Origin of the sequence: Clostridium sp. AM33-3 (assembly GCF_003480315.1) — a bacterium.
Lineage (GTDB): Bacteria > Bacillota > Clostridia > Lachnospirales > Lachnospiraceae > Brotaphodocola.
In genome coordinates, this window is sequence record NZ_QUIV01000008.1 from 18489 (window position 1) to 38932 (window position 20444).

The following is a 20444-nucleotide window of genomic DNA, read 5'->3' on the forward strand; positions in this document are numbered from 1 at the left end:
GATTTTATTTCTGGTGAAACTGCTTCTGCAGCCACCCATACAGTTTTGGTGCCGAAGTCTCAAACCGGATAAAAAACCTTGTCCTTGCATTCAGTTCCCGGTAAAATTCCCGGTTTTCCTTATTTAATACAGTTTCATAATGTTTGGTGTTCACCCGGGTCAGGAACAGAAGCCGCCGGATGGCATGCTCCACCGTGTTGTGGAACCGGCCTCCGCTGAAAGCATCAAAGCCATGATACATTGCCGTCATGGCCTCCGCATAATCCTGCTGCTTTTTCTCGTAATCCCCCTGCTTCATGAGAGTAGTCCAGGAAGCCGCACCGCCCAGGCGGTACACACACATGGGTTCATCCATGTACCAGGCCCAGCCGCGGTTTGCAGAAAGCAGCTGCAGCGGAATATCCGCGATGGGTGCGTTGTTATAAAATTCCGGCAGCTCCGCTACCATTTCCCGGTAAAACATCAGGGATGCCGTGGGATATCCGGAGGTCTTGTCAATGATCTCCTCCGGAGAGATCATGCGGCTGCCCTTATAGGGACGCATGGCATGCTCCGTCAGTGCCTTTCCCTGCACCTCGATCTTTGCGCTGTGGAAACAAAGAGAACAGCCCGGATTCGCTTCCAGGTAATCCACCTGTTTCTGAAGCTTGTGCATATCGGTCCAGTAGTCGTCCCCTTCACACATGGCAATATACTTTCCTCTGGCACGCGGAAAATTGAAGGTTCCGCTGACGTTGGTCAGTCCCTTTGAGTACTGGTTTTCCGTTTGCAGGATTGGGAATATCCGGTCCGGATACCGTTCTGCGTACTCACGGATGATCTCTGCCGTTCCATCTGAGGACGCATCATCGTGGATCAGGACCTCATAGGCAAAATCTGTCTGCTGGTTTACAAAGCCCTCCAGCGCGTCCCGGATATAGGAGACCTGATTGTATGTGATACAGCAGACACTGACCATAATGCCGGAGCCTTTGCACTCTGCTTCAAAACCAGGTTCCCTCCTTTTATTTTCCATATCCTTTTTTTCTTCGTGCACCATCATGATCCTGTTTTTTCCTTTTCTTCCCAACTCTGTGACAATTCCCTTACATTTTTATTGCTAATCCCTTTTATTTTACATGATTGCCAATAAATTGTAAATCAGATATGGTCTTTTCACCCTATTTATGATAGATTAACAATGAATGGTATATTTATTATTTTCAGGAGGTTTTTTAACCATGCGTAAACATACAAAAGCAGGATTCGCACTGCTGATGGCTGGCATAATGATGGCCGGATCTGTTACCAGCGCCCTTGCGGCAACAGATGCCACCGCAGCAACCAGCGGCGTCATTGACACTACCAAAAAGACCGCGGTGACCGGTCCGGGAGCTGTCGGTCCGGGAAGCACTGCAGCTTCCACAGAAACCACTTCTGACGGCCACACATTCTCCACGGAAGCTCCCGGTTCCACCACCACGGAAACTTCAGGCGCATCCCAGGCAGAGAACGTGCAGACCACCGCACCGGAATCCGCCCCGGCTTCCGAAGCTTCCCAGGACGTTACGAGCGGCCAGGACAATGCCCTGACCGAGGATCAGGCAAACCAGCTGGAATCTGAGCAGGCTGCCGCTGAGGCTGAAGCAGAAGCCAGCCACACCGGCCCCCTTTCCGTTCCTCTGCGTCAGCCGCGCCTGCAGACTACAGTTCTCTTAAATGACAGCCATAACTGGTCCGGCGCCTTTGTCAACGACCAGCAGATCTCAACCGACGGCGTGCCGTTTTCTTCCATTTCCACCTTTCTGGAAAATATCTTCGGAAACGTGCTGTACCGCGCTTATAACTCCTCCACCGGCTGGACCGGCTGGGCATTAAACGGTCAGCAGACGTTCTTTGACGGCAATGCCTGGCATCCGGTTGAGGCCATCCAGTACCGCTTCGCAGGCCCGGTGAATGACCAGTATGACATTTACTATTCTGCCCTGTTAAGCGACGGCACCCAGACCGGATGGGGTAAAAACGGCGAGACCGTAGGTACCATGAACACCGGACTTTACCTGACCGGTTTCCGTCTTGCTTATTTCGCCAAAAATACCGCCAGCGGCCTTGACACCTCCAACACCTTAAAATCTGCCCATGCAGATGGCATCCAGTATGTAGACGGCCAGATGCGCTATATCCACGGCAACGGCGACAGCTACACCGGCTGGGGCTGGCTTGGCAGTGACCGCTACTACTTTAAGGACTCCGTTCCGGTAACCGGTTGGCAGTACATCGACGGCCTGAAATACTACTTCGGAGAAGACGGCCGGATGTGGAGCGATGTCGAATCCCTGCTTGGCAGCGATGGTCCGTATCTCATCAAGATCAACAAGGAAATGAACTGCATGACCATTTACGCACAGGATGGCGGAAACGGCTACATCATCCCGGTAAAATCCTTCTTGACCTCCGTTGGTGATGATACCCCGGTCGGCACCTTCAAGACTCCGGAAAAATACCGTTGGAGACTGATGATCCATGATGTATACACCCAGTATGCAACCCGTCTCGGTGCAGGACTTCCGATTCTGATCCACTCCATCATCTACGATGCCGCAAACCCGATGACTGTATGGGCAAGCACCTACAACAACATGGGTATCGCCCGTTCCGCAGGCTGCATCCGACTGGTGAGCGGTGACGCAAAATGGGTTTATGACCACTGTGCACTGGGAACTACCGTACAGGTTTACAATTCTTCCGTTGCAGGCCCGTTTGAGCGTCCGACCATTGCAGCAGAGATTCCGTTTGAGCAGACCTGGGATCCGAGTGACCCGAACGTAACCCAGGATATGATCAATGCAGAAACCGCACGGATCCTGGCAAAATTCCAGAATCAGTAAATTTCCTGTAAAAGCACAAAAAAATCCCCCGTGAGCTGCCTGGCAGTTCACGGGGGATTTTTCTGTATCACGTATTCTTAATTTACAGCAGCTTGTCCACTTCTGCCATCAATGCTTTTCCAAGTGCCTCGGACTTCGCGTCTGCGTCCTCTAAGGAAGTTCCCTTAATTCCGTAGTAGAACTTGATCTTCGGCTCGGTGCCGGACGGACGGATGCAAAGCCATGCGTTGTCGTTCATGTCGTAATAGAGCACATTGGAGGACGGCAAGCCGGTCGGGGTTACCTCACCGGTAGCCATGTCGCGGATAGTGTCGTTCTTGTAGTCTCTTGCGGAAAGTACCTTATACTCGCCGAAACCTTCCGGAGTGTTGTTACGGAAATGCTCCATGATGGACTGGATCTTTGCCAGACCCTCAATGCCGGACAGTCCGATGGACTTGACTGCATCCTTGTAGTAGCCGTATTTCTCATACATTGCTACCATTGCATCCCACAGGGTCATGTTTCTGGTCTTGTAGTATGCTGCAGCCTCGCACAGGGCAACGGTTGCGGAAACCGCGTCTTTATCGCGGGCATAGGTGCCGATCAGGCAGCCGTAGCTCTCTTCCATACCGAACATATAATGACCAACACCGGTGCGCTCCTCTTTTAAGATCTGCTGGCCAATCCACTTAAATCCGGTCAGGCACTCTACCAGCTTGCAGTTGTAGGAAGCTGCCACTGCATCGATCAGGTTGGTGCTGACGATGGATTTCACCACTTCGCCGTCTGCCGGGATTGCATTCTTGGCTGCCTTCTGGCTCAGGACATACTCACACAGCAGGGAACCGGACATGTTACCGGTCAGGGAAATGTACTTGCCAGATCTGGTATCTTTTACATAAACGCCAAGACGGTCTGCATCCGGGTCGGTTGCCAGAACCAGGTCTGCGTTCTTCTCCTCAGCCAGCTTTAAGCCGAGGGCAAACGCCTCTGCTGCCTCCGGGTTCGGATAGCTTACGGTCGGGAAATCGCCATCCGGAAGCTCCTGCTCCGGTACAACATATACATTCTCAAAGCCGATTTCCTTCAGCACTCTGCGTACCGGGATGTTACCGGTTCCATGGAGCGGGGTGTAAACGATGGTGATGTCTTTCTGCATCTTGTCGATGGCATCCTGGTTTACAACCTGTGCTTTTACATGAGCGATGTATTTGTCATCAATTTCTTTGCCGATCACTTCATAAAGACCGGCCGCCATAGCATCCTCTGCGCTCATGGTCTTCACGGTGGACAGATCCTCAATGGCCAGAACCTCTTCCGTTACACCCTTGTCATGCGGCGGAGTAAACTGAGCGCCGTCCTCCCAGTATACCTTATAGCCGTTATACTCCGGCGGGTTGTGGCTTGCGGTTACGTTAATGCCGGCAATGCAGCCTAACTCGCGCACTGCAAAGGAGAGCTCCGGAGTCGGACGCAGGGACTCAAACTTATAAGCCTTGATACCGTTTGCTGCCAGGGTGCGTGCTGCCTCATCAGCGAACTCCGGAGACATGTGTCTGGAATCGTAGGCGATAGCAACGCCCTTCTTACTGCCGCCCTGCCTGATGATGTAGTTTGCGAGACCCTGGGTCGCGCGGCGTACCACATAGATGTTCATGCGGTTAATACCGGCGCCGATAATACCGCGCAGTCCTGCGGTACCGAACTCCAGATCCATATAAAAACGTTCTTTAATCTCGTTTTCATCATGCTCAATCGCCTTCAGCTCTGCCTTGGTATCCTCATCGAAATACGGATTGGACAGCCATTCCCGGTAAATCTTCATGTAGTCTTTCATAAAAACACATTCCTCCTGTGCTCCCTCATATTTAAAACTGTTTTAATTATACCGCAGTGCGGGAAAAAAAGGAAGATGAACCTGTCTGTGGTACCTATTTTATTCTCGACAGAAATCTCCTTCTTGCCTCCCTTTGCGACTCCAGCGTCTTTAATTTTTCCATATTTTTCTCCGGGATCCAGGCCTTGTTGGCATTGTAATAATAGTTTAACTGCTTCCAGTATTTCTCCGGGTATAAAAACAGAAAATACAGGCAGCGCCGGTCATTGCGGCTCATGGGAAGCATGGCATCATAAGCATCCAGCATAGAGCATCCCAGATATTCATCCCAGCCATGCTTCTCCATAACCTTCCGCATAAACCGGTACAGATCGCTCACCTGATGTCCCAGATGCATCTGGCTGAATTCAATGAACACTGCCTCCTGATCTCCTGGTAAAATATGATGCTGGTCTAAATCCCCGTGACACAAAAAGAGCCGGTTTCCCGCCTGATTCTGATCCAGCGGCTCCAGCCCCTTTTCTGCCTCCAGAGCCTGGGCGTAATACGCATCAAAGCTCTGCATGACCTGTAACTCAAATTCTGTTTTCCTGCGTTTTCCCCGGATAAAATTTCTCACCCGCCTCATCTCCCGGCTGTGGCGCGCCATCTCCTCCGACAAAGCCGGTACAACCGTAGATCCTAAGTTCCATTCCTCCTGCCAGGGAATTTCCTGCAGTCCCCGGTGAAGCTGCGCGATCTGTCTGGCACAAAAAAGGATCTCGCGCCGGTCCCTAAGGCTGCATTCACGCTCCAAAAACCAGCGCTTCAGAATGTATTTTACTCCATCCAGCCCTGCTGTCACCAGACCATCTTCCAGATTTCTCACATAACGGTCTGTCCTGCAGAGCCCCTGCTGTTCCAGCTGTCCCAGCACCGCGTCCTCAAATTCAAGGCGCTTTACTGTTCCCCGGTACTCTTTTAAAAGCCGGGGCCCGTCCGGGTACTCACAGATCCATGCACCCCGTCCGCGCCGGACACCTGTCACCTCTCCCTCGTACTGCTTTAAGACCTCCAGATAGCTGTCATTCACGCTCACCCCTCCACTTCATGCGCGGCGGTCCGGCGCCGCAACTGTTACTCTCCAACCTATGAAAAGATTTCAGGGATTATACGTTTCTGCCATAAATTTCCTATCTGTGCATATCTGCAAGAAGCTTCAGCAACGTCTCCTTCTCATTATCCTTCGGCACCTCAAGCACATGCTCTAACAACTCATGCAGCATGGTACCCATCTCCTTGCCCGGCTTCACCCCGGTAGCAATGAGATCCTGGCCCTTTACGGCAAGCTCTTTTAAGCTTAAGCAGTCGCCGCGCCCGCGGATCAGGGCAACCAGAGCACGAATTTCCGTTCCATAGCCATTTAACTCCATCAGACTGTCCCAGACCTCCGGCTCCATGCAGCTCATCATACGGCGTACCTCAGCTTCATCGGCCGCAGGAGTTACATCTGCCCAGGTCACCAGGGTCTTTACCCTGGAGACCGTTTCATTGTCCAGCTTTAAATCCCGAAGTACCCGCACTGCGTTTTCCGGACTGTTTCCACAGCGAAGAAAGGCTGCCCAGCGCACATATTTTTCTTTCGGCAGCGCTGCAGATACCCGGGCATTCTGCCAGTCCAACGCGGCAAAGGCCGGTGACACATAAGTACTGATGCCGGTCTCATAGACTTCGCGGATCTTTTCCGGATGCTCAGAGCAGAGAAGCTTTGTAAGCTCCATCTGGATGCGCTCCTTGCTCACCTTTGCCAGATTCGGTGCGATCACGGAAATTGCTTCAAAGGTTTCTTTCTCAATCTCAAAATCAAGCTGCGCGGAAAAACGGATAGCACGTAAAATGCGCAGCGCATCCTCCGTAAAGCGCTCCATGGCATTGCCCACACAGCGGATACGGCGGGCTTTTAAATCTGCCACACCGTCAAAGGCATCCACGATCCCGGTCGCATGACTGTAGGCCATGGCATTGATGGTAAAATCCCTGCGGCGCAGGTCTTCCAGAAGATCTGAAGTAAATTCCACCTGCTTTGGATGACGTCCATCCTCATACTCACCGTCAATGCGATATGTCGTCACCTCATAACCGGTGCGGTCCATCATGATAGTTACTGTGCCGTGCTGAATGCCGGTGTCGATGGTTCGGCGGAACAATGCCTTTACCTGCTCCGGCCTTGCAGAAGTAGTAATATCCCAGTCACCGGGTTTGCGTCCAAGCAGGGTGTCACGCACACAGCCGCCTACTGCAAAGGCCTCGTAGCCGTGGCTGTTTAACGTATGAATGATCTGCTCCACATGGGCAGGAATCTGCATGCTGTTCATATCGTAAATTCTCTCTTTCCTGTTTGTTCCAACATTTCAGAATCATTATAAAGGTCATCCTGAAAAAAAACAAGAATGACTTCCGGATTTACAAACTGCGCTACAAATTATATAATAGAGGCATTGCAGCAGCTGCGCCTCCCTGCGCAGCTGCCAAAACATGATTCAGAAAGGATTTTTACCATTGATTACAAAGCTCATTGAAACCGTTTATACCTTTTTGTGGGGTGATCTGTTTACCCTTCCGGTCATGGGAAGCTCTGTGGGCATCTCCCTGATGCTTCTGCTGCTCATCCCGGCCGGAGTCTACTTTACCATCCGTACCCGGCTGCTTCCGGTTCGCCTGTTCTCTGACATGATGAAAGCCCTGAAAGAGAAAAAAGAAACGCCGGACAGCCTGTCCTCATTTCAGACGCTCATCATCTCCACTGCCACCCGTGTTGGCATGGGAAATCTGGTAGGCGTCGTAGCTGCAGTTTCCCTGGGGGGTGCCGGTGCCGTATTCTGGATGTGGGTGACTGCCCTTCTCGGTGCTTCTACTGCCTTTGTAGAAGCTGCTCTGGCACAAAAATACAAAGAACCGGACCCTCTTTACGGCGGCTATCACGGAGGACCGGCTTACTACATTCACCATTTTGTCGAAGCAAAAACCGGAAAAACCCTCAGACATTCCCTGACTGCCTCCCTGTTTGCCATCTCCGGCCTGATCTGCTGGTGCGGCATCAGCCAGGTAATCAGCAATTCCGTAAGCTCTGCTTTTGCCAACGCATTCCGGATTCCGCCCATCGTCACCACGATCCTTCTGGTATTACTGGCTGCAGTCATTGTGCTTCGGAAAAACGCAACCATAAAAGTTCTGGATATTATGGTTCCGATCATGGCGGTTGGTTTTTTCCTGCTTACATTGTTCATCATCCTGGTCAATCTGCCAAAGCTTCCGTCCGTATTCAGCCGTATCTTTTCAGAGGCCTTCGGCATGCGTCAGGCGGTATCCGGCAGTTTTGGAGCTGTTCTTATGAACGGAGTCAAACGCGGCCTGTTTTCCAATGAAGCTGGTTCCGGCTCCGCTCCCTGCGCGGCTGCCGCCGCCCAGAGCAAAGATCCGGTCCATACCGGTCTGACCCAGTCGCTTGGCGTTCTGATTGACACCCTTGTAATCTGCAGCTGCACTGCCATGATCATGCTGCTGGTTCCGGAAGAGCTGACAGGCGGCCTTGCCGGCATGGATCTCCTGCAGACCGCCATGCAGTACCACCTGGGATATGCCGGTGTCATTTTTATTGCAGTGACCCTGGCTTTGTTCAGCTTCTCCACCTTCATCGGCATTCTCTTCTACGCCCGTTCCAACGTGGCATACCTCTTTGGAAACCGCTGGTGTTACCAGACTGCCTACAAGGTGCTGGCTCTTATCATGCTGTTTATCGGTGGCCTTGAGCAGTACACGGTTGTCTGGGATCTGGGCGATGTCGGGATCGGACTGATGACGCTGTTTAATATTGCGGTGCTATATCCGATGTCAAAGGAAGCACTGGAATTATTAAAACAGTATGAAGAGAAGAAACATTTGCAGTAATCATGAAAATATGAAGCTATTACAGAATTTATAGAGTTTCGAGAAAAAAGGGGGAATCATTCATGCCGCTGTCTGTCCTGATCGAGATGACCATTTCCGCCATTCTCACCGTGTGGTCACCGGGCCCCAACAATATCCTGTTGCTTTCCACGGCAAGCAAGTACGGGGTGTCCGGCAACCTGAGCTTTATGACCGGCATCTGGAGCGGTTCCCTCACGCTGATGTGTCTTTCCGGGTTTTTCTGCAGTACACTCGGCACAGTGATCCCAGGAATCCAGCCTGTCATGAAGTATCTCGGAGCAGCCTATATTTTGTATCTGGCCTGGCAGACTTTAAAGCGGCGTCCTCCATCCGACCAGGTCCAGGAGAAAAAGCCAACCTGGCTTATGGGTTTTATCCTGCAGCTGGTCAATGTGAAGATCATCATTTACGGACTTACCATGTTTTCCGCTTACATCCTTCCTTACGAATCCAGAATCCACATGCTCTTTTTCTTTGCCGTTTATCTGATGATCCTTGGCGCACTCGGAAACCTAATCTGGGCATTTGCAGGAAATGTGCTGAAGCAATTTTACAGCAACTACTATAAGCTGATGAATGCTGTTATGGCATTGCTCCTGGTGTGGTGTTCACTGCGGATCACCGGTGCATTTTAGGCATACCTGCCCAGCAATGTGTTGTAATCTCGAACAGAATCTTTTATAATGAGTTCCAGGGAATCTGAAGGGAGTTTGAATTATGAATGTTATGCCTATTCCGGAATTAATCGAAAAAGTTTCCGCTATTTGCAGGCGCAATCACGTTACCCGCCTGGATCTTTTTGGTTCCTTTGCCACCGGAACCGCCACTCCTACCAGCGACATTGACTTCGTTGTTTATGGCTGCAGCGATATTCTAAAACTGGAGAAAGATCTGGAAAGCATCGATACCCTTCGTAAAATCGATATTTTTGATTTCGACAGCATCCACAACGAGTATTTATTGGAGGATATCAGAAAATATGGAAAACAAATCTATTAATCGCTACAACACATTCTGCAAAAGCTTAAAAAATTTGGAAAAAAGCCGATATGCTGATCCGTCCGCTGATTTTGTTCTGGAGGGAACCGTTCTTAATTTCAGTCTCACCTTCGACATTGCCTGGAAAGTCATGAAAGATATTCTGGTGAAAAATATGGGAATTCTGGATTTTGCCACCGGTTCTCCGAGAGAGACTCTGCAGCAGGCATTCACCAACCGTCTGATCGACGATGACACCTGGATGCAGATGCTGAAAACCCGAAATCAGCTTGCACATGACTATGACGGAAGTTTTGCTTCCGAGAAATTCAGAGATATTATCAATGTATACTATCCGCTGTTTCTACATTTTCAAAAAGTTGCCGAAACTTATTTGCAGACATCTCAATCTTCTTAAAACGGTTCTCAAAACCCAAAAGGACCTTACCATTCACTGATTTGTGAACGCTAAGGTCTTTTTATGTATCACTCAAAAAAATCTCCCCCTACGTTTTCCTGTGCTTTTCCGCCTGTCGCAAGCGATACCACGATCAGAAGCATTGTGCCAACCGCAACTGCCGGAATCCCAAGGAAATAGCCGCCGAAAAATGTTTCCGCGCCATGAAACACAACCCGTTTCACGGTGTCCATTTCCAGAAATGCGGACTCCGGATTTGCGATCTGGATGCCCTGACCTTTAAGACCAAGGACCGCCGCCGCGATCACACGTTTCTGGCCAGATCCTTGATCGTCATGCCATCCACTCCCGCAGTTCTGCTGCCACACGCTTTACCAGCCCATGGTCTTTTCCTCCGGCATTCACACCAATCACCACCGGATCGTTCCGCACAATGGCCGGGAACTGGAAATCGCACTGAGTCTGGTCTCCGGCGTGATTGACCGGGATATGCCGCTCATGGCAGAGCTGTACAATGTGGTCGTTCACCGCCCGATCACTGGTGGCTGCGATGACAAGGAAGGACCGGTTCAAGGCTTCCAGATCCTGCTCACAAAATGCGTGACGTTTCCAAACAAGGCGGCCTGCTTCTGCGAGTTCCCGCACGCTGTCTCCTGCCGCCGGTGCCACCACCATCACCTCTGCGCCAAATTCCGTAAGCACCGTGGCGCGTCGGGCCGCAATGGCTCCGGCGCCCACGATCAGTACCTTTTTATCCTTCAAGTTTATAAACAAGGGAAAGTTCAAAGCATTTCCTCCACATCTGCCCGGATTACTGACGCCATACCTTCCGCTGTGTACTCCACGGCATCCGCATACACCGGCAGGCCAAGCTTCTCCATGGTCTTTGTGGTGGACGGACCTATGGAAATGAGCTTTGCAGTCAGTTTCTTCCGCTGTTCCGGCTCCAGCATCGCCGCCAGCGCCTGGGCTGCAGAGCTGCTGGCCACCGTCACATAATCCACTTCACTGATCACACGGTTTAACTCTTCCTGGCGGCGCAGATCGGTCCAGGTCTCATAAAGTCCAATATCATCATAGGGAATTCCGGCCGTTGCCAGCGCCTCCGTTAACACATGGGATCCGTTTTCTGCCCGGAATAATGCCACCTTCTCATACGATTTTAAGGTCGGGATCCATTCTGCTGCCAGATCTGCCCCGGAAAACTGCTCCGGCACAAAATCACTCCGGAAGCCATGCCGTAGCAGAATCTCTGCTGTTTTCCGCCCAATTACGGCAAACTTCACCTGCATCAGCCGACGTAGATCGATGCCCTGTTCCCGGAGTAAGGCGAAGAACAGCTCCACACCGTTTCCGCTGGTAAATACGATCCACTGGTAATTGCCAAGCTGCCTTAGCGTCTCAGCAATCCGTTCATTCCAAAGCGGACGTACCTCTATCAGACTTAAAGCCACCAGCTCTGCTCCCAGCGGCTGGAAAGCTTCCTCCATCTCCCGTGCAAAAGCCCTGGTGCCCGTAACCATAATCCGTCTTCCGGACAGTACACCCCGCCCAAACCAGGACAGGGTATCCTTTAATTCCACCACCGGACCAATCACGGAAATGGCCGGGGTTCTGAGTCCTGCTTTCTCTGCCGCCTCCGCGATATGCGCCAGATCCGCCCTTACACTTCTCTGCGCCGCAGTCGTTCCCCGCTCCAGCACCGCCGCCGGAGTCTTCGGATCCTTTCCGTTTGCAATAAGGTTGTCTGCAATCTTGTCCAGGTTTTTCAGTCCCATTAGAAAGACCAGCGTTCCCTCTTCCTTTGCAAGGGTCTGGTAATCCAGCGCGGAACTTGTCTTATTGCCATCCTCATGACCGGTGATCACATGGAAAGAGGAGGCCATTCCCCGGTGGGTCACCGGAATTCCGGCATAGGCCGGAACACTGTAGGAGGAAGAAACTCCAGGCACAATCTCAAAGGGGATATCCATTTTCGACAATTCCAGCGCTTCCTCTCCGCCGCGCCCGAAAATAAACGGATCGCCGCCTTTTAAGCGCACCACTGAGTATCCTTCCAGGGCTTTCTTCACCAGAAGGGCTGAGATTTCCTCCTGCTTCATATGGTGGCTTCCGGAGCGCTTCCCCGCGTAGATCAGCTCCGCATCCAGCCGGGCTTCATTCAGAATTGAACCGGAGATCAGGTTATCGTAGACGATCACGTCCGCCCGGCGCACACAGTCCAGTCCTTTCTCTGTAAAGAGTCCTGTGTCTCCCGGACCCGCGCCCACCAGATAGACCGGTTTGCAGCGCACCAGAACTGCCAGGTCGCGGGCCAGCTTCTTCGCATCTGTAAGCAGTGTCATTCGCACAGATTCCGTACTTTCTGCACAGGTTGCTCCTGTAGCAGCAGTCTGCGCCTGCTCCCATTTCCGCTGCTGTTCCGGCAAATCCTTCAAGCTGCCATCCAGTAGCACCGCTTCACTCCGGTACTCCGGATGCACACCGTCCCTTGCATACATCACATGCATGGAAAGCTTGTTTTCTGCCTCATCCAGCCTGCAGTGTGCTCCGCACGGTGCGTTGCAGCCTCCGCCAAGAATAGTCAGAAATTCCCGCTCCGCAGTCAGTTCCGCCTCAGTTTCCACAGAATGAATTGCCCGCATGATCTCGGTCAGCTCGCCCTGACGGATTTCCACTGCCAGAATGCCCTGACCGGCCGCCGGAACAAACTGCTGCATCGGCAGATGTTCAAAATACAGGGGATCTGCAGCTTCTGTCTGCGCTTCCGCCATGCACAGCTTCCCGGACCGCTCCGAACCTGCCCCGGAAGCCAGATTTTCTCCACCAATCCCCAGCCGGTTCAGCCCTGCCGCAGCCAGCAGAATTCCATCATACTGTCCACTCTTCAATTTTTCGAGCCGTGTCTGCACATTTCCGCGAAGAAGCTTTACCTTCACCTGTGGATTCATCTGCCGGATCTGGATCTGGCGGCGCAGAGAACTGGTCCCGATCACACTGCCCGGTATCATGTCCCTGACCGGCGTCCCGTCTGTTGTCACCATCACATCCGACGCATCTTCGCGGGAGAGAACCGCCCCCACTGTCAGACCCTTCGGAAATTCCATCGGCATATCTTTTGCACTGTGAACAGCCAGATCAATCTCGCCCTTTAAAAGCGCGTCCTCCAGTTCCTTGGTAAATACACCCTTTCCGCCAAAGCTGGTCAGGGAACGGTCCAGAATTTTATCGCCCTTTGTGCTCATGGGCACGATTTCGATCTCTAAAAATGGAAAATGTGCCAGAATCACTTCCCGCACAATTTCCGTCTGAACCATTGCCAGCCGGCTCTTTCTTGTTCCGATCCGCAATGTGTTGTTATTCATTTATACTTCCTCACTCAATAATCCTAGCTTCTCCATGGCATACCAGATGCCATCCTGCTCTACGTTTTTTGTCAGGAAACTGGCATAGGGCTCCAGCTCCGGGCTGTGTTTTCCCATGAGTACCGCATTCGGTACATGCTCAAACATGGCAATATCATTAGTACTGTCTCCGAAGACATAGGCATCCTCCAGAGTCAGTCCGTAGGTCTCCAGCACCACATCAATGGCCGTTGCCTTGGTAAATCCTTCCGGAACACACTCATAAAAGCCCTCGCCACGGTCGATCACCGCGATGTCCAGATCCAGGTCCCGGAACAGCCCGGCGCGGTCACTCTGTGAGTCTGTCAGAATACAGAACTTGTTGATTTCGCCGCATACTGCTTCCGGATCCAGCCATTCAATGGTATTTCCGAAATTTTTCCGCAGCTGCTGGCCAAAGGGCATACGCCCGGACTGGCTGCAGTAGTAGCACACCCCCGGACCCTCCAGGAAAATATCTGCGTCGCAGTCTACTGCAAGGCGGGCGATCCGCTGCACCTGCTGCACCGACATCAGCCGATTTAACAGGGTCTTTCCCTCAGATTCCACATAGGTGCCGCAGCCGCAGAGCCAGCCGTCAACCTCCGCAATATGGCGGACCTGTCCAATCTCTCCGTATGAGCGCCCAGTGTTGATAAATACCAGATGCCCCAGAGAACGAGCCAGGGAAAGAGCCTTCTTTGCGCTTTCCGGGACCGTTTTTGTCACCTCGCTGAGCAGCGTACCGTCAATGTCAAAAAACAGGGCTTTTCTTTTACTCACGCTTCATCTCCACGGAAGACGATGGTTCCGTTCTTCTCATCCATGCTCTCTACAATTGCCAGAGATTCCAGACGGATTCCCTTTGAACGAATGATGTCTCCGCCTACCTGGAAGCCTTTCTCGATCACGATGCCTGCGCCTACCAGCTCTGCTCCAGACTCCTCAACCACAGCTGCCAGTCCCTCCAGCGCCTTTCCGTTTGCCAGGAAATCATCGATCAGAAGAACCTTATCACCCTTTCCAAGGAACTCTTTGGAGACGATGATGTCATAAACACGTCCATGAGTATAGGACTCTACCTTGCTGGTATAAACATCACCTGCAATATTTTTGGTCTGGGTTTTCTTTGCAAATACAACCGGCACATGGAACTGCTGTGCCACGACACAGGCAATACCGATCCCGGATGCCTCGATCGTAAGGATCTTGTTGATCTCACAGTCGGCGAAGCGGCGTTTGAACTCCTTACCGATCTCCACAAAAAGATCGGTGTCCATCTGGTGGTTCAAAAAACTGTCTACCTTTAATACGTTTCCTGCTTTGATCTTTCCATCCTTCCGAATTCTGTCCTTTAAGAGCTGCATCTGGATATCCCCCTTATATTTTCTGGTATTTTATGTTTGGATTCTGTATTTATTTTACAACGGCATTTTTGCCGATGAATTCAACTACTTTGTAGATCATAGCAGTCTCATCTACCATGTCAGCGCCATAAGTGTCCTGCAGAGTCTTTACGTCAGTACCATAGCGCTCTGCAAGGCTCTCACGATCTGCGTCATCCACGGTAAATCCCTCTTTTTCTGCTACCGCAGCGATCAGAAGCTGCTGTTTAATGGCATTTTCCGCTGCAGTATGTAAGGTTGCCTTGAATTCATCCTCTGTCTGACCCATCATCTCCGCGTAGCTTTCCATGGTGAAGCCATAAGAGGAGAACATATTCTCATAATAGCTTACCTGGTTGTTATACTGCTGCTCCACTGCAGCCTCATTTAAGCTGTATTCGGAGTTGTCCATAGCTGCCGCAAATGCGTCATCCTCAACCTGCTGTGCCGCGCTCTGCTCCTTCTCCTTCTGAAGAGTTTCCATGGTGTCTGCCTTAAACTCGTCTACCGTAGAGAAATCAGAAACGCGCTGTACAAATGCGTCATCTAATACCGCGTTTTTCTTCTCCTCAATCTTGTTTACGGTTACATCAAACACAACGGCCTGTCCGGCAAGATCTGCATTGGCATAGTCCTCCGGGAAGGTCAGGTTCAGACTGCGCTCCTCGCCTGTATTTGCTCCGATCAGTCCATCCTCAAATCCGTCAATGAACACGCCAGAACCAAGCTCCAGATCATAGCCCTCTGCGGTGCCGCCATCAAAAGCCTCACCATCCTTCATGCCAACATAGTCAATATTGACCGTGTCACCCTTCTGGGCCGGACGGTCTGTAATCTCGGTCACCTCCGGATTCGCCTTCAGAATGCTTGCGATCCGCTGGTCAAGATCCGCCTCTGTCACCGTGGTATCCTGCTTGGTAACCTCAACACCTTTGTACTGGCCAAGGTTTGTCACTTCCCCTTTATCGGTGATCTCTGCCTGGGTCTCACTTGCAGCGGTGGTGGTCTCCTCAACTGTATCTGACTTTTTGCCGCATCCTGATGCCAGCATTACGGCTGCCGCGCAGCAAAGGGTCAGTCTCACATATTTTTTCATAATATCTTCCTCATTTTGCCTTTCTATATTTCTATATGTTATAGCATATTGTGGCCGTTAAAAAAAGCATTTCACGACAATTTCATAAATTTTTCAGGTCTCGTTCATTATTTGTAAAATGCACAGAAGGCTTTGTATGTATTGTACACATCCAGCTTGGAGGAAAGCTCAAACGGAGCATGCATGGAAAGAATCGGCACACCAAGATCTACTACATCGATGTCCATATGCGCTACATACTTGGCAATGGTTCCACCGCCGCCCTGGTCTACCGCACCAAGCTCACCTGCCTGCCAGTACACGCCATTCTCCTCCATAATTCCGATCACCTTCGCCATGGTCTCTGCGCTTGCATCGTTGGACGCAGATTTGCCGCGGGCACCGGTGTATTTGGTCAGTACGCAGCCTTTATTGATGTAGCAGGAGTTGTTTGCCTCAAACACATCCCCGAAGGTTGGATCATAGGCTGCGTTTACATCAGAGGAAAGGCACAGTGTATGCTGGCACAGATCCTTGACATCCGCACCCTGCATCTGGGCCAGACGCTCCAGATAATGCTTTAAGAAATCCGAATTCATACCGGTGTTGCCCTCGGAACCGATCTCTTCTTTATCTACCAGAGCCGTCACGGTGGTGTATTCCGGAGTTTTTGCCTGTATCTCAGCCATCATGGCGGTATAGGCACAGATGCGGTCATCCTGCCCGTAAGCGCCGATCATACTGCGGTCCAGTCCGACATCCACTGCCTTTTGTGCCGGAACCATCTCGATCTCTGCACGGTAAAAATCTGCCTCGGTAATACCGTATTTCTCGTGCAGCAGCTTTAACGCCATCAGCTTCACCGGTTCTTTTACACTATCATCCACAAACGGAACAGAACCGATGATGACATTCAGCTCCTCGCCCTTTAATCCATCACTCAGCTTTCTCTCATTCTGCTTTGCAGCCAGATGCGGAAGAAGGTCGCTGACACAGAATACCGGATCACCATCCTGTTCGCCGATGGAAATCTTTACACTTTCCCCGTTTTTCTTAATGACTACACCGTGCATGGCAAGCGGTGTGGTACCCCACTGGTATTTGCGGATGCCGCCGTAATAGTGGGTCTTAAAGTATGCTATATCGTTTTTTTCATAAACCGGATTCGGTTTTAAATCCAGGCGCGGGGAGTCGATGTGCGCGCCGTTGATGCGCACGCCCTCCTTCAGCGGCTTCTGGCCGAAGGTGGTCATGATGATGGCTTTCTTCCGGTTCACAAAATATACCTTATCGCCCGGCTGATACTGTTTTGTAAAATCGACTGCTGTGTAGCCAGCTGCCTCCAGGCGCTTTACAGCCGCCTCCACGCACTCCCGCTCTGTTTTTCCTTCATTTAAAAATGCCTTGTATCCCTCACAGAATGCAGCCGCCTCTTCGATCTGTCCAGGGGCTTCCTTCCCGATATGCGGAAAGCAAAATGTCAGCTGCTCTTCCAGCAGTCTGCCTGCTGTTTTCTCCTTCTCACTCATGCTTATTCTCCTTCTGCGCTCATGCCGGCTTCCGGCAGAACGCCCTTTTTCTATTGTATCTGACTATGAAACGATTCCGTTCTCATCGGCATTCAGCACCAGGGTAAACGGTCCGTCATTAAACAGCTCTACCTTCATATCTGCGCCAAAGCTTCCATGCTCCACTTTCGGAACGTACTGCTTACAGCGCTCTACAAAGTATTCATAAATCCTGTTCGCCTTATCCGGTGCTCCCGCCCTGACAAAGCTCGGCCGGTTGCCCTTATGACAGTCTGCGTACAGAGTAAACTGGCTCACCACCAGAAGTTCCCCGCCCACATCCGTCAGAGACAGATTGGTCTTTCCGTTCTCATCCGCAAAGATCCGCAGCTTGCAGATCTTGTCTGCCATCTTGTCTGCCACGGTCTCATTATCTTCATCTGAAACGCCAAGCAGGATCAGAAAACCATTGCCGATGGCTCCGATGACCTCACCGTCTACTTTGACACTGGCCTGTGTCACTCTCTGTAAAACTACACGCATGGTTGTATCTCCTGTAACTCTCTTATTTTTATCGAAGCACCAGCTTCAGATATTCAAACAGCGACTCCGTTGCCTCCTCACGGTAAACGATCTCCCGGGCCAGGACCGGCCGGTCGGTGATGATACCATCTACTCCGAGAAGTGTCAGCCGCTCCAGCTCACTTTTGCTGTTCACGGTCCAGGCATAGACAGCTTTACCCTGTTCATGAGCATTCTGCATCAGCGCAGACGTCACAAAGCCGGAGCGGATACTGATGAAATCCACATCCTCGCTGGAATAAAAATTTCCGTAAGCCGCAGATATGATATATCCGGTACGCACCTCCGGCAGAACCGCTTTGACCCGCCTCAGGTACGGAAGGTTTGTGGAAGTTACCACACACTGATTCTCCATTCCATAGGCCTTGATCATCTCTGCAGTCTTCTCCGGCAGTTCACTGTTTTTTCCAACGTATTTGATCTCGATATTTAAACCGATCTTCTGGCTGCATAGTTCCAACACCTCGCTGAGAGCCGGGATCCGCGTTCCCTCATAGCTTTTGGAAAACCAGGAGCCCACATCCAGCTGTTCCAGTTGTGCAAAGGTCATGGATGCAATGGAACGGTTTACTCCTGCTACCCGCTTTAGGCTGGCATCATGCCCCAGTACGATCACACCGTCAGAAGTCATCTGAACATCGATCTCAACACTGTCCGCCATCTCTTCCATGGCCTTCTCAATGGCCGGGATCGTGTTTTCCGGCGCAGTCACGGAGCTGCCGCGGTGTGCCGTGATCTCAGTCTCGATCAGAAGCTCCTCTGAAAGCTCGGAACCATTGCGGACCAGGTCATAAATATAAAACAGTCCAACACTGAGCAGCGCTGCCAGCACCATTGCCATCGTCTTGCGGTTTATGCTTCCCCTGGCCGGGTAACCGAAATCCCAGCGATCTGCATGAAATCTGCGGTTCCCGTACTGGTAATACGCCACGGAAAGCGCAGCAAATACCATCACAAATGCCAGCATGGAGGCCAGATAAATGATGCCGGTCTCCAGACGGTCCGCCGCTGAAAGCAGCACGGCCATTGCCAGGCTTTGTCTGGAAAAATATACCACACAGACCGCCGCCACGCACACCGAAACTGCATAAACAGCCGAAGCCAGCAGGATAACCGCCAGTTCCCAGAACATGGCAAGAGAAGCAATCCTCCATTTACGTTTATGGGTCATCTGCCAGCTGCGCACCACGCCGCTGTGGAAATGCTTCTGTTCGATCATGCAGCCATACACGGTCAGTGACCGTGGGATCACTGCCAGAATCCCGAAGATCAGCAGGATGATCAGAAAGGTCACTGCCACCGGCTGTTTCTTCAATTCCTGAAAAATGAAATTGGCCGGTTTATAACGGACTATGGTTCTCAGGATAAAGGGCAGATGGATCAGCAGATACTGGGCTGCCAGAAACAGCGGCAGCTGCCAGTTACGTTTTTCCATCTCATCCTTCATTTTCTGAAGACCGCCCCAGAGGATATGCAAAGGGGTCAGCTTCTGATAATAGGCTGACCCCTGAAATGCCGTAACCAGTCCGGCTGTCTCCAGTGACAGGATCAGGATCCCGACAAACGCCGCTGCTGCAAAGGCAAGCAGCGTTACCGGCTGTATCAGAAAATTTCCGATATTAGCCGGTGTCAGATAGCTGTACCCCGCTGCCCGCAACGCCAGCCGGATCCCGCGGCTGACAAGCCGCATATAAACCGGTGTCGTGATTCCACGGTATAAAAGTTCGAACAAAAGAATATTTTTCCAGTTTTGCCGTATAATCTGCCAGGTATCTTTTGTCAGTATCTTCATAAATTACTCTTTCGGTTCCAGTTCATCCTCCTGAGCCCTTCGGGTCTCCAAGATTGACTGATTCAAAGAAAACATCTTTGCGTCCAGCATATCTACCATATCGGCGCATGCCTTCAGTTCAGCCTGCAGAGAGTCCGGACCGCTTCCTTCAAACTTGTAATAGATCTTATGCTCCAGGCTGGCCCAGAAATCCTGCGCAATAGTTCGGATCTGGATCTCCACCTTGGTTTCTACCGGACCCTCCGTCAGATAAATGGGAATGGTCACCACCATATGATAGCTCTTATAGCCATTTGGCTTTGGCTTACGGATATAGTCCTTCACATAGAGGACTGTAACATCCTTCTGGCGTGCGATCATATCCGCAATCTGGTAAATATCCTGGTTAAAGGAACAGATGATGCGGATGCCTGCAATGTCGCTGAGCTTTTCTACCATGTTTTCGATGGTCACCTCATAGCCATTGCGCTTCATTTTCTTGACGATGCTGTCCGGGGTCTTCACCCTGGATTTGATGTGTTCAATGGGCGTATGCCCATACATGTGAATGAACTCTTCGTTTAAGATCTCGATTTTTGTATTGATTGCCTTCAGTGCTGATTCATACAGAAACATCACAGAATTCCACTGATCCAGCTGACTGTAGGCATTTGGGATATATACCAATATCTATCCCTCCTTTGATTACC

Annotated in this window: 19 protein-coding genes; 5 read left to right on the forward strand and 14 right to left on the reverse strand. The window is 51.2% G+C overall.

Annotated elements, in window-relative coordinates:
* Positions 1 to 4 precede the first annotated feature (4 nt).
* Entirely contained in the window at positions 5 to 1042 is a 1038-nt protein-coding gene (locus DW819_RS06370) for a glycosyltransferase (protein ID WP_347560177.1), read from the reverse strand.
* A 178-nt stretch (positions 1043 to 1220) separates the two neighbouring features.
* On the opposite strand from DW819_RS06370, the gene DW819_RS06375 reads away from it, so the two are divergent.
* Positions 1221 to 2867: a L,D-transpeptidase gene (locus DW819_RS06375; protein ID WP_243025645.1), complete on the forward strand. Its 1647-nt coding sequence runs from the start codon at positions 1221 to 1223 to the stop codon at positions 2865 to 2867.
* Positions 2868 to 2949: 82 nt separating this feature from the next.
* Here DW819_RS06375 and DW819_RS06380 read toward each other — a convergent pair whose 3' ends face one another.
* The 3 genes from DW819_RS06380 to DW819_RS06390 all read right to left on the reverse strand — a co-directional run bounded on the left by DW819_RS06380 (position 2950) and on the right by DW819_RS06390 (position 7040).
* Positions 2950 to 4686: a phospho-sugar mutase gene (locus DW819_RS06380; protein ID WP_118732576.1), complete on the reverse strand. Its 1737-nt coding sequence runs from the start codon at positions 4684 to 4686 to the stop codon at positions 2950 to 2952.
* Positions 4687 to 4780: 94 nt separating this feature from the next.
* Positions 4781 to 5758 carry a phosphotransferase gene (locus DW819_RS06385; protein WP_118732577.1) on the reverse strand — a complete coding sequence of 326 codons (978 nt, stop codon included), beginning with the start codon at positions 5756 to 5758 and terminating at the stop codon, positions 4781 to 4783.
* Between the two features lie 100 nt (positions 5759 to 5858).
* Positions 5859 to 7040 carry a CCA tRNA nucleotidyltransferase gene (locus DW819_RS06390; RefSeq protein ID WP_347560178.1) on the reverse strand — a complete coding sequence of 394 codons (1182 nt, stop codon included), beginning with the start codon at positions 7038 to 7040 and terminating at the stop codon, positions 5859 to 5861.
* Positions 7041 to 7200: 160 nt separating this feature from the next.
* On the opposite strand from DW819_RS06390, the gene DW819_RS06395 reads away from it, so the two are divergent.
* From DW819_RS06395 to DW819_RS06410, 4 genes are all read left to right on the forward strand, one after another.
* On the forward strand, positions 7201 to 8613 hold the full coding sequence (locus DW819_RS06395) for an alanine/glycine:cation symporter family protein (protein WP_347560179.1): 1413 nt from the start codon (positions 7201 to 7203) through the stop codon (positions 8611 to 8613).
* Between the two features lie 62 nt (positions 8614 to 8675).
* A complete protein-coding gene (locus DW819_RS06400) occupies positions 8676 to 9269 on the forward strand; it encodes a LysE family transporter (protein ID WP_118732579.1) in 594 nt (197 codons plus the stop codon).
* Between the two features lie 82 nt (positions 9270 to 9351).
* Positions 9352 to 9633, forward strand: a complete 282-nt coding sequence (locus DW819_RS06405) for a nucleotidyltransferase domain-containing protein (protein ID WP_118732580.1) — start codon at positions 9352 to 9354, stop codon at positions 9631 to 9633.
* The gene (locus DW819_RS06410) at positions 9614 to 10030 is read left to right on the forward strand and encodes an HI0074 family nucleotidyltransferase substrate-binding subunit (protein WP_118732581.1); all 417 of its coding nucleotides are present in this window, start codon (positions 9614 to 9616) and stop codon (positions 10028 to 10030) included. The genes DW819_RS06405 and DW819_RS06410 overlap by 20 nt, the downstream gene beginning before the upstream one ends.
* 68 nt (positions 10031 to 10098) lie before the next feature.
* On the opposite strand, the gene DW819_RS06415 is transcribed toward DW819_RS06410, so the two are convergent.
* From DW819_RS06415 to DW819_RS06460, 10 genes are all read right to left on the reverse strand, one after another.
* Positions 10099 to 10398, reverse strand: a complete 300-nt coding sequence (locus DW819_RS06415; protein ID WP_118732582.1) for a hypothetical protein — start codon at positions 10396 to 10398, stop codon at positions 10099 to 10101.
* A complete protein-coding gene (locus DW819_RS06420) occupies positions 10364 to 10816 on the reverse strand; it encodes a bifunctional precorrin-2 dehydrogenase/sirohydrochlorin ferrochelatase (RefSeq protein ID WP_118732583.1) in 453 nt (150 codons plus the stop codon). The genes DW819_RS06415 and DW819_RS06420 overlap by 35 nt, the downstream gene beginning before the upstream one ends.
* Positions 10813 to 13395 carry a hydroxymethylbilane synthase gene (hemC, locus tag DW819_RS06425; RefSeq protein WP_118732584.1) on the reverse strand — a complete coding sequence of 861 codons (2583 nt, stop codon included), beginning with the start codon at positions 13393 to 13395 and terminating at the stop codon, positions 10813 to 10815. The genes DW819_RS06420 and hemC overlap by 4 nt, the downstream gene beginning before the upstream one ends.
* A complete protein-coding gene (locus tag DW819_RS06430) occupies positions 13396 to 14196 on the reverse strand; it encodes an HAD family hydrolase (RefSeq protein ID WP_118732585.1) in 801 nt (266 codons plus the stop codon).
* Positions 14193 to 14780, reverse strand: a complete 588-nt coding sequence (locus DW819_RS06435; protein WP_118732586.1) for a xanthine phosphoribosyltransferase — start codon at positions 14778 to 14780, stop codon at positions 14193 to 14195. The genes DW819_RS06430 and DW819_RS06435 overlap by 4 nt, the downstream gene beginning before the upstream one ends.
* Before the next feature lie 49 nt (positions 14781 to 14829).
* A complete protein-coding gene (gene tig / locus DW819_RS06440; protein WP_118732587.1) occupies positions 14830 to 15894 on the reverse strand; it encodes a trigger factor in 1065 nt (354 codons plus the stop codon).
* Positions 15895 to 16001: 107 nt separating this feature from the next.
* A complete protein-coding gene (locus DW819_RS06445; protein WP_118732588.1) occupies positions 16002 to 17402 on the reverse strand; it encodes an aminopeptidase in 1401 nt (466 codons plus the stop codon).
* A 63-nt stretch (positions 17403 to 17465) separates the two neighbouring features.
* The gene (gene dtd / locus DW819_RS06450) at positions 17466 to 17924 is read right to left on the reverse strand and encodes a D-aminoacyl-tRNA deacylase (RefSeq protein ID WP_118732589.1); all 459 of its coding nucleotides are present in this window, start codon (positions 17922 to 17924) and stop codon (positions 17466 to 17468) included.
* A 28-nt stretch (positions 17925 to 17952) separates the two neighbouring features.
* Positions 17953 to 19755: a glycerophosphodiester phosphodiesterase gene (locus DW819_RS06455; protein WP_118732590.1), complete on the reverse strand. Its 1803-nt coding sequence runs from the start codon at positions 19753 to 19755 to the stop codon at positions 17953 to 17955.
* 3 nt (positions 19756 to 19758) lie between these two features.
* Positions 19759 to 20421, reverse strand: coding sequence for a GTP pyrophosphokinase family protein (locus DW819_RS06460; RefSeq protein WP_118732591.1), 663 nt, complete (start codon positions 20419 to 20421; stop codon positions 19759 to 19761).
* Positions 20422 to 20444 lie beyond the last annotated feature (23 nt).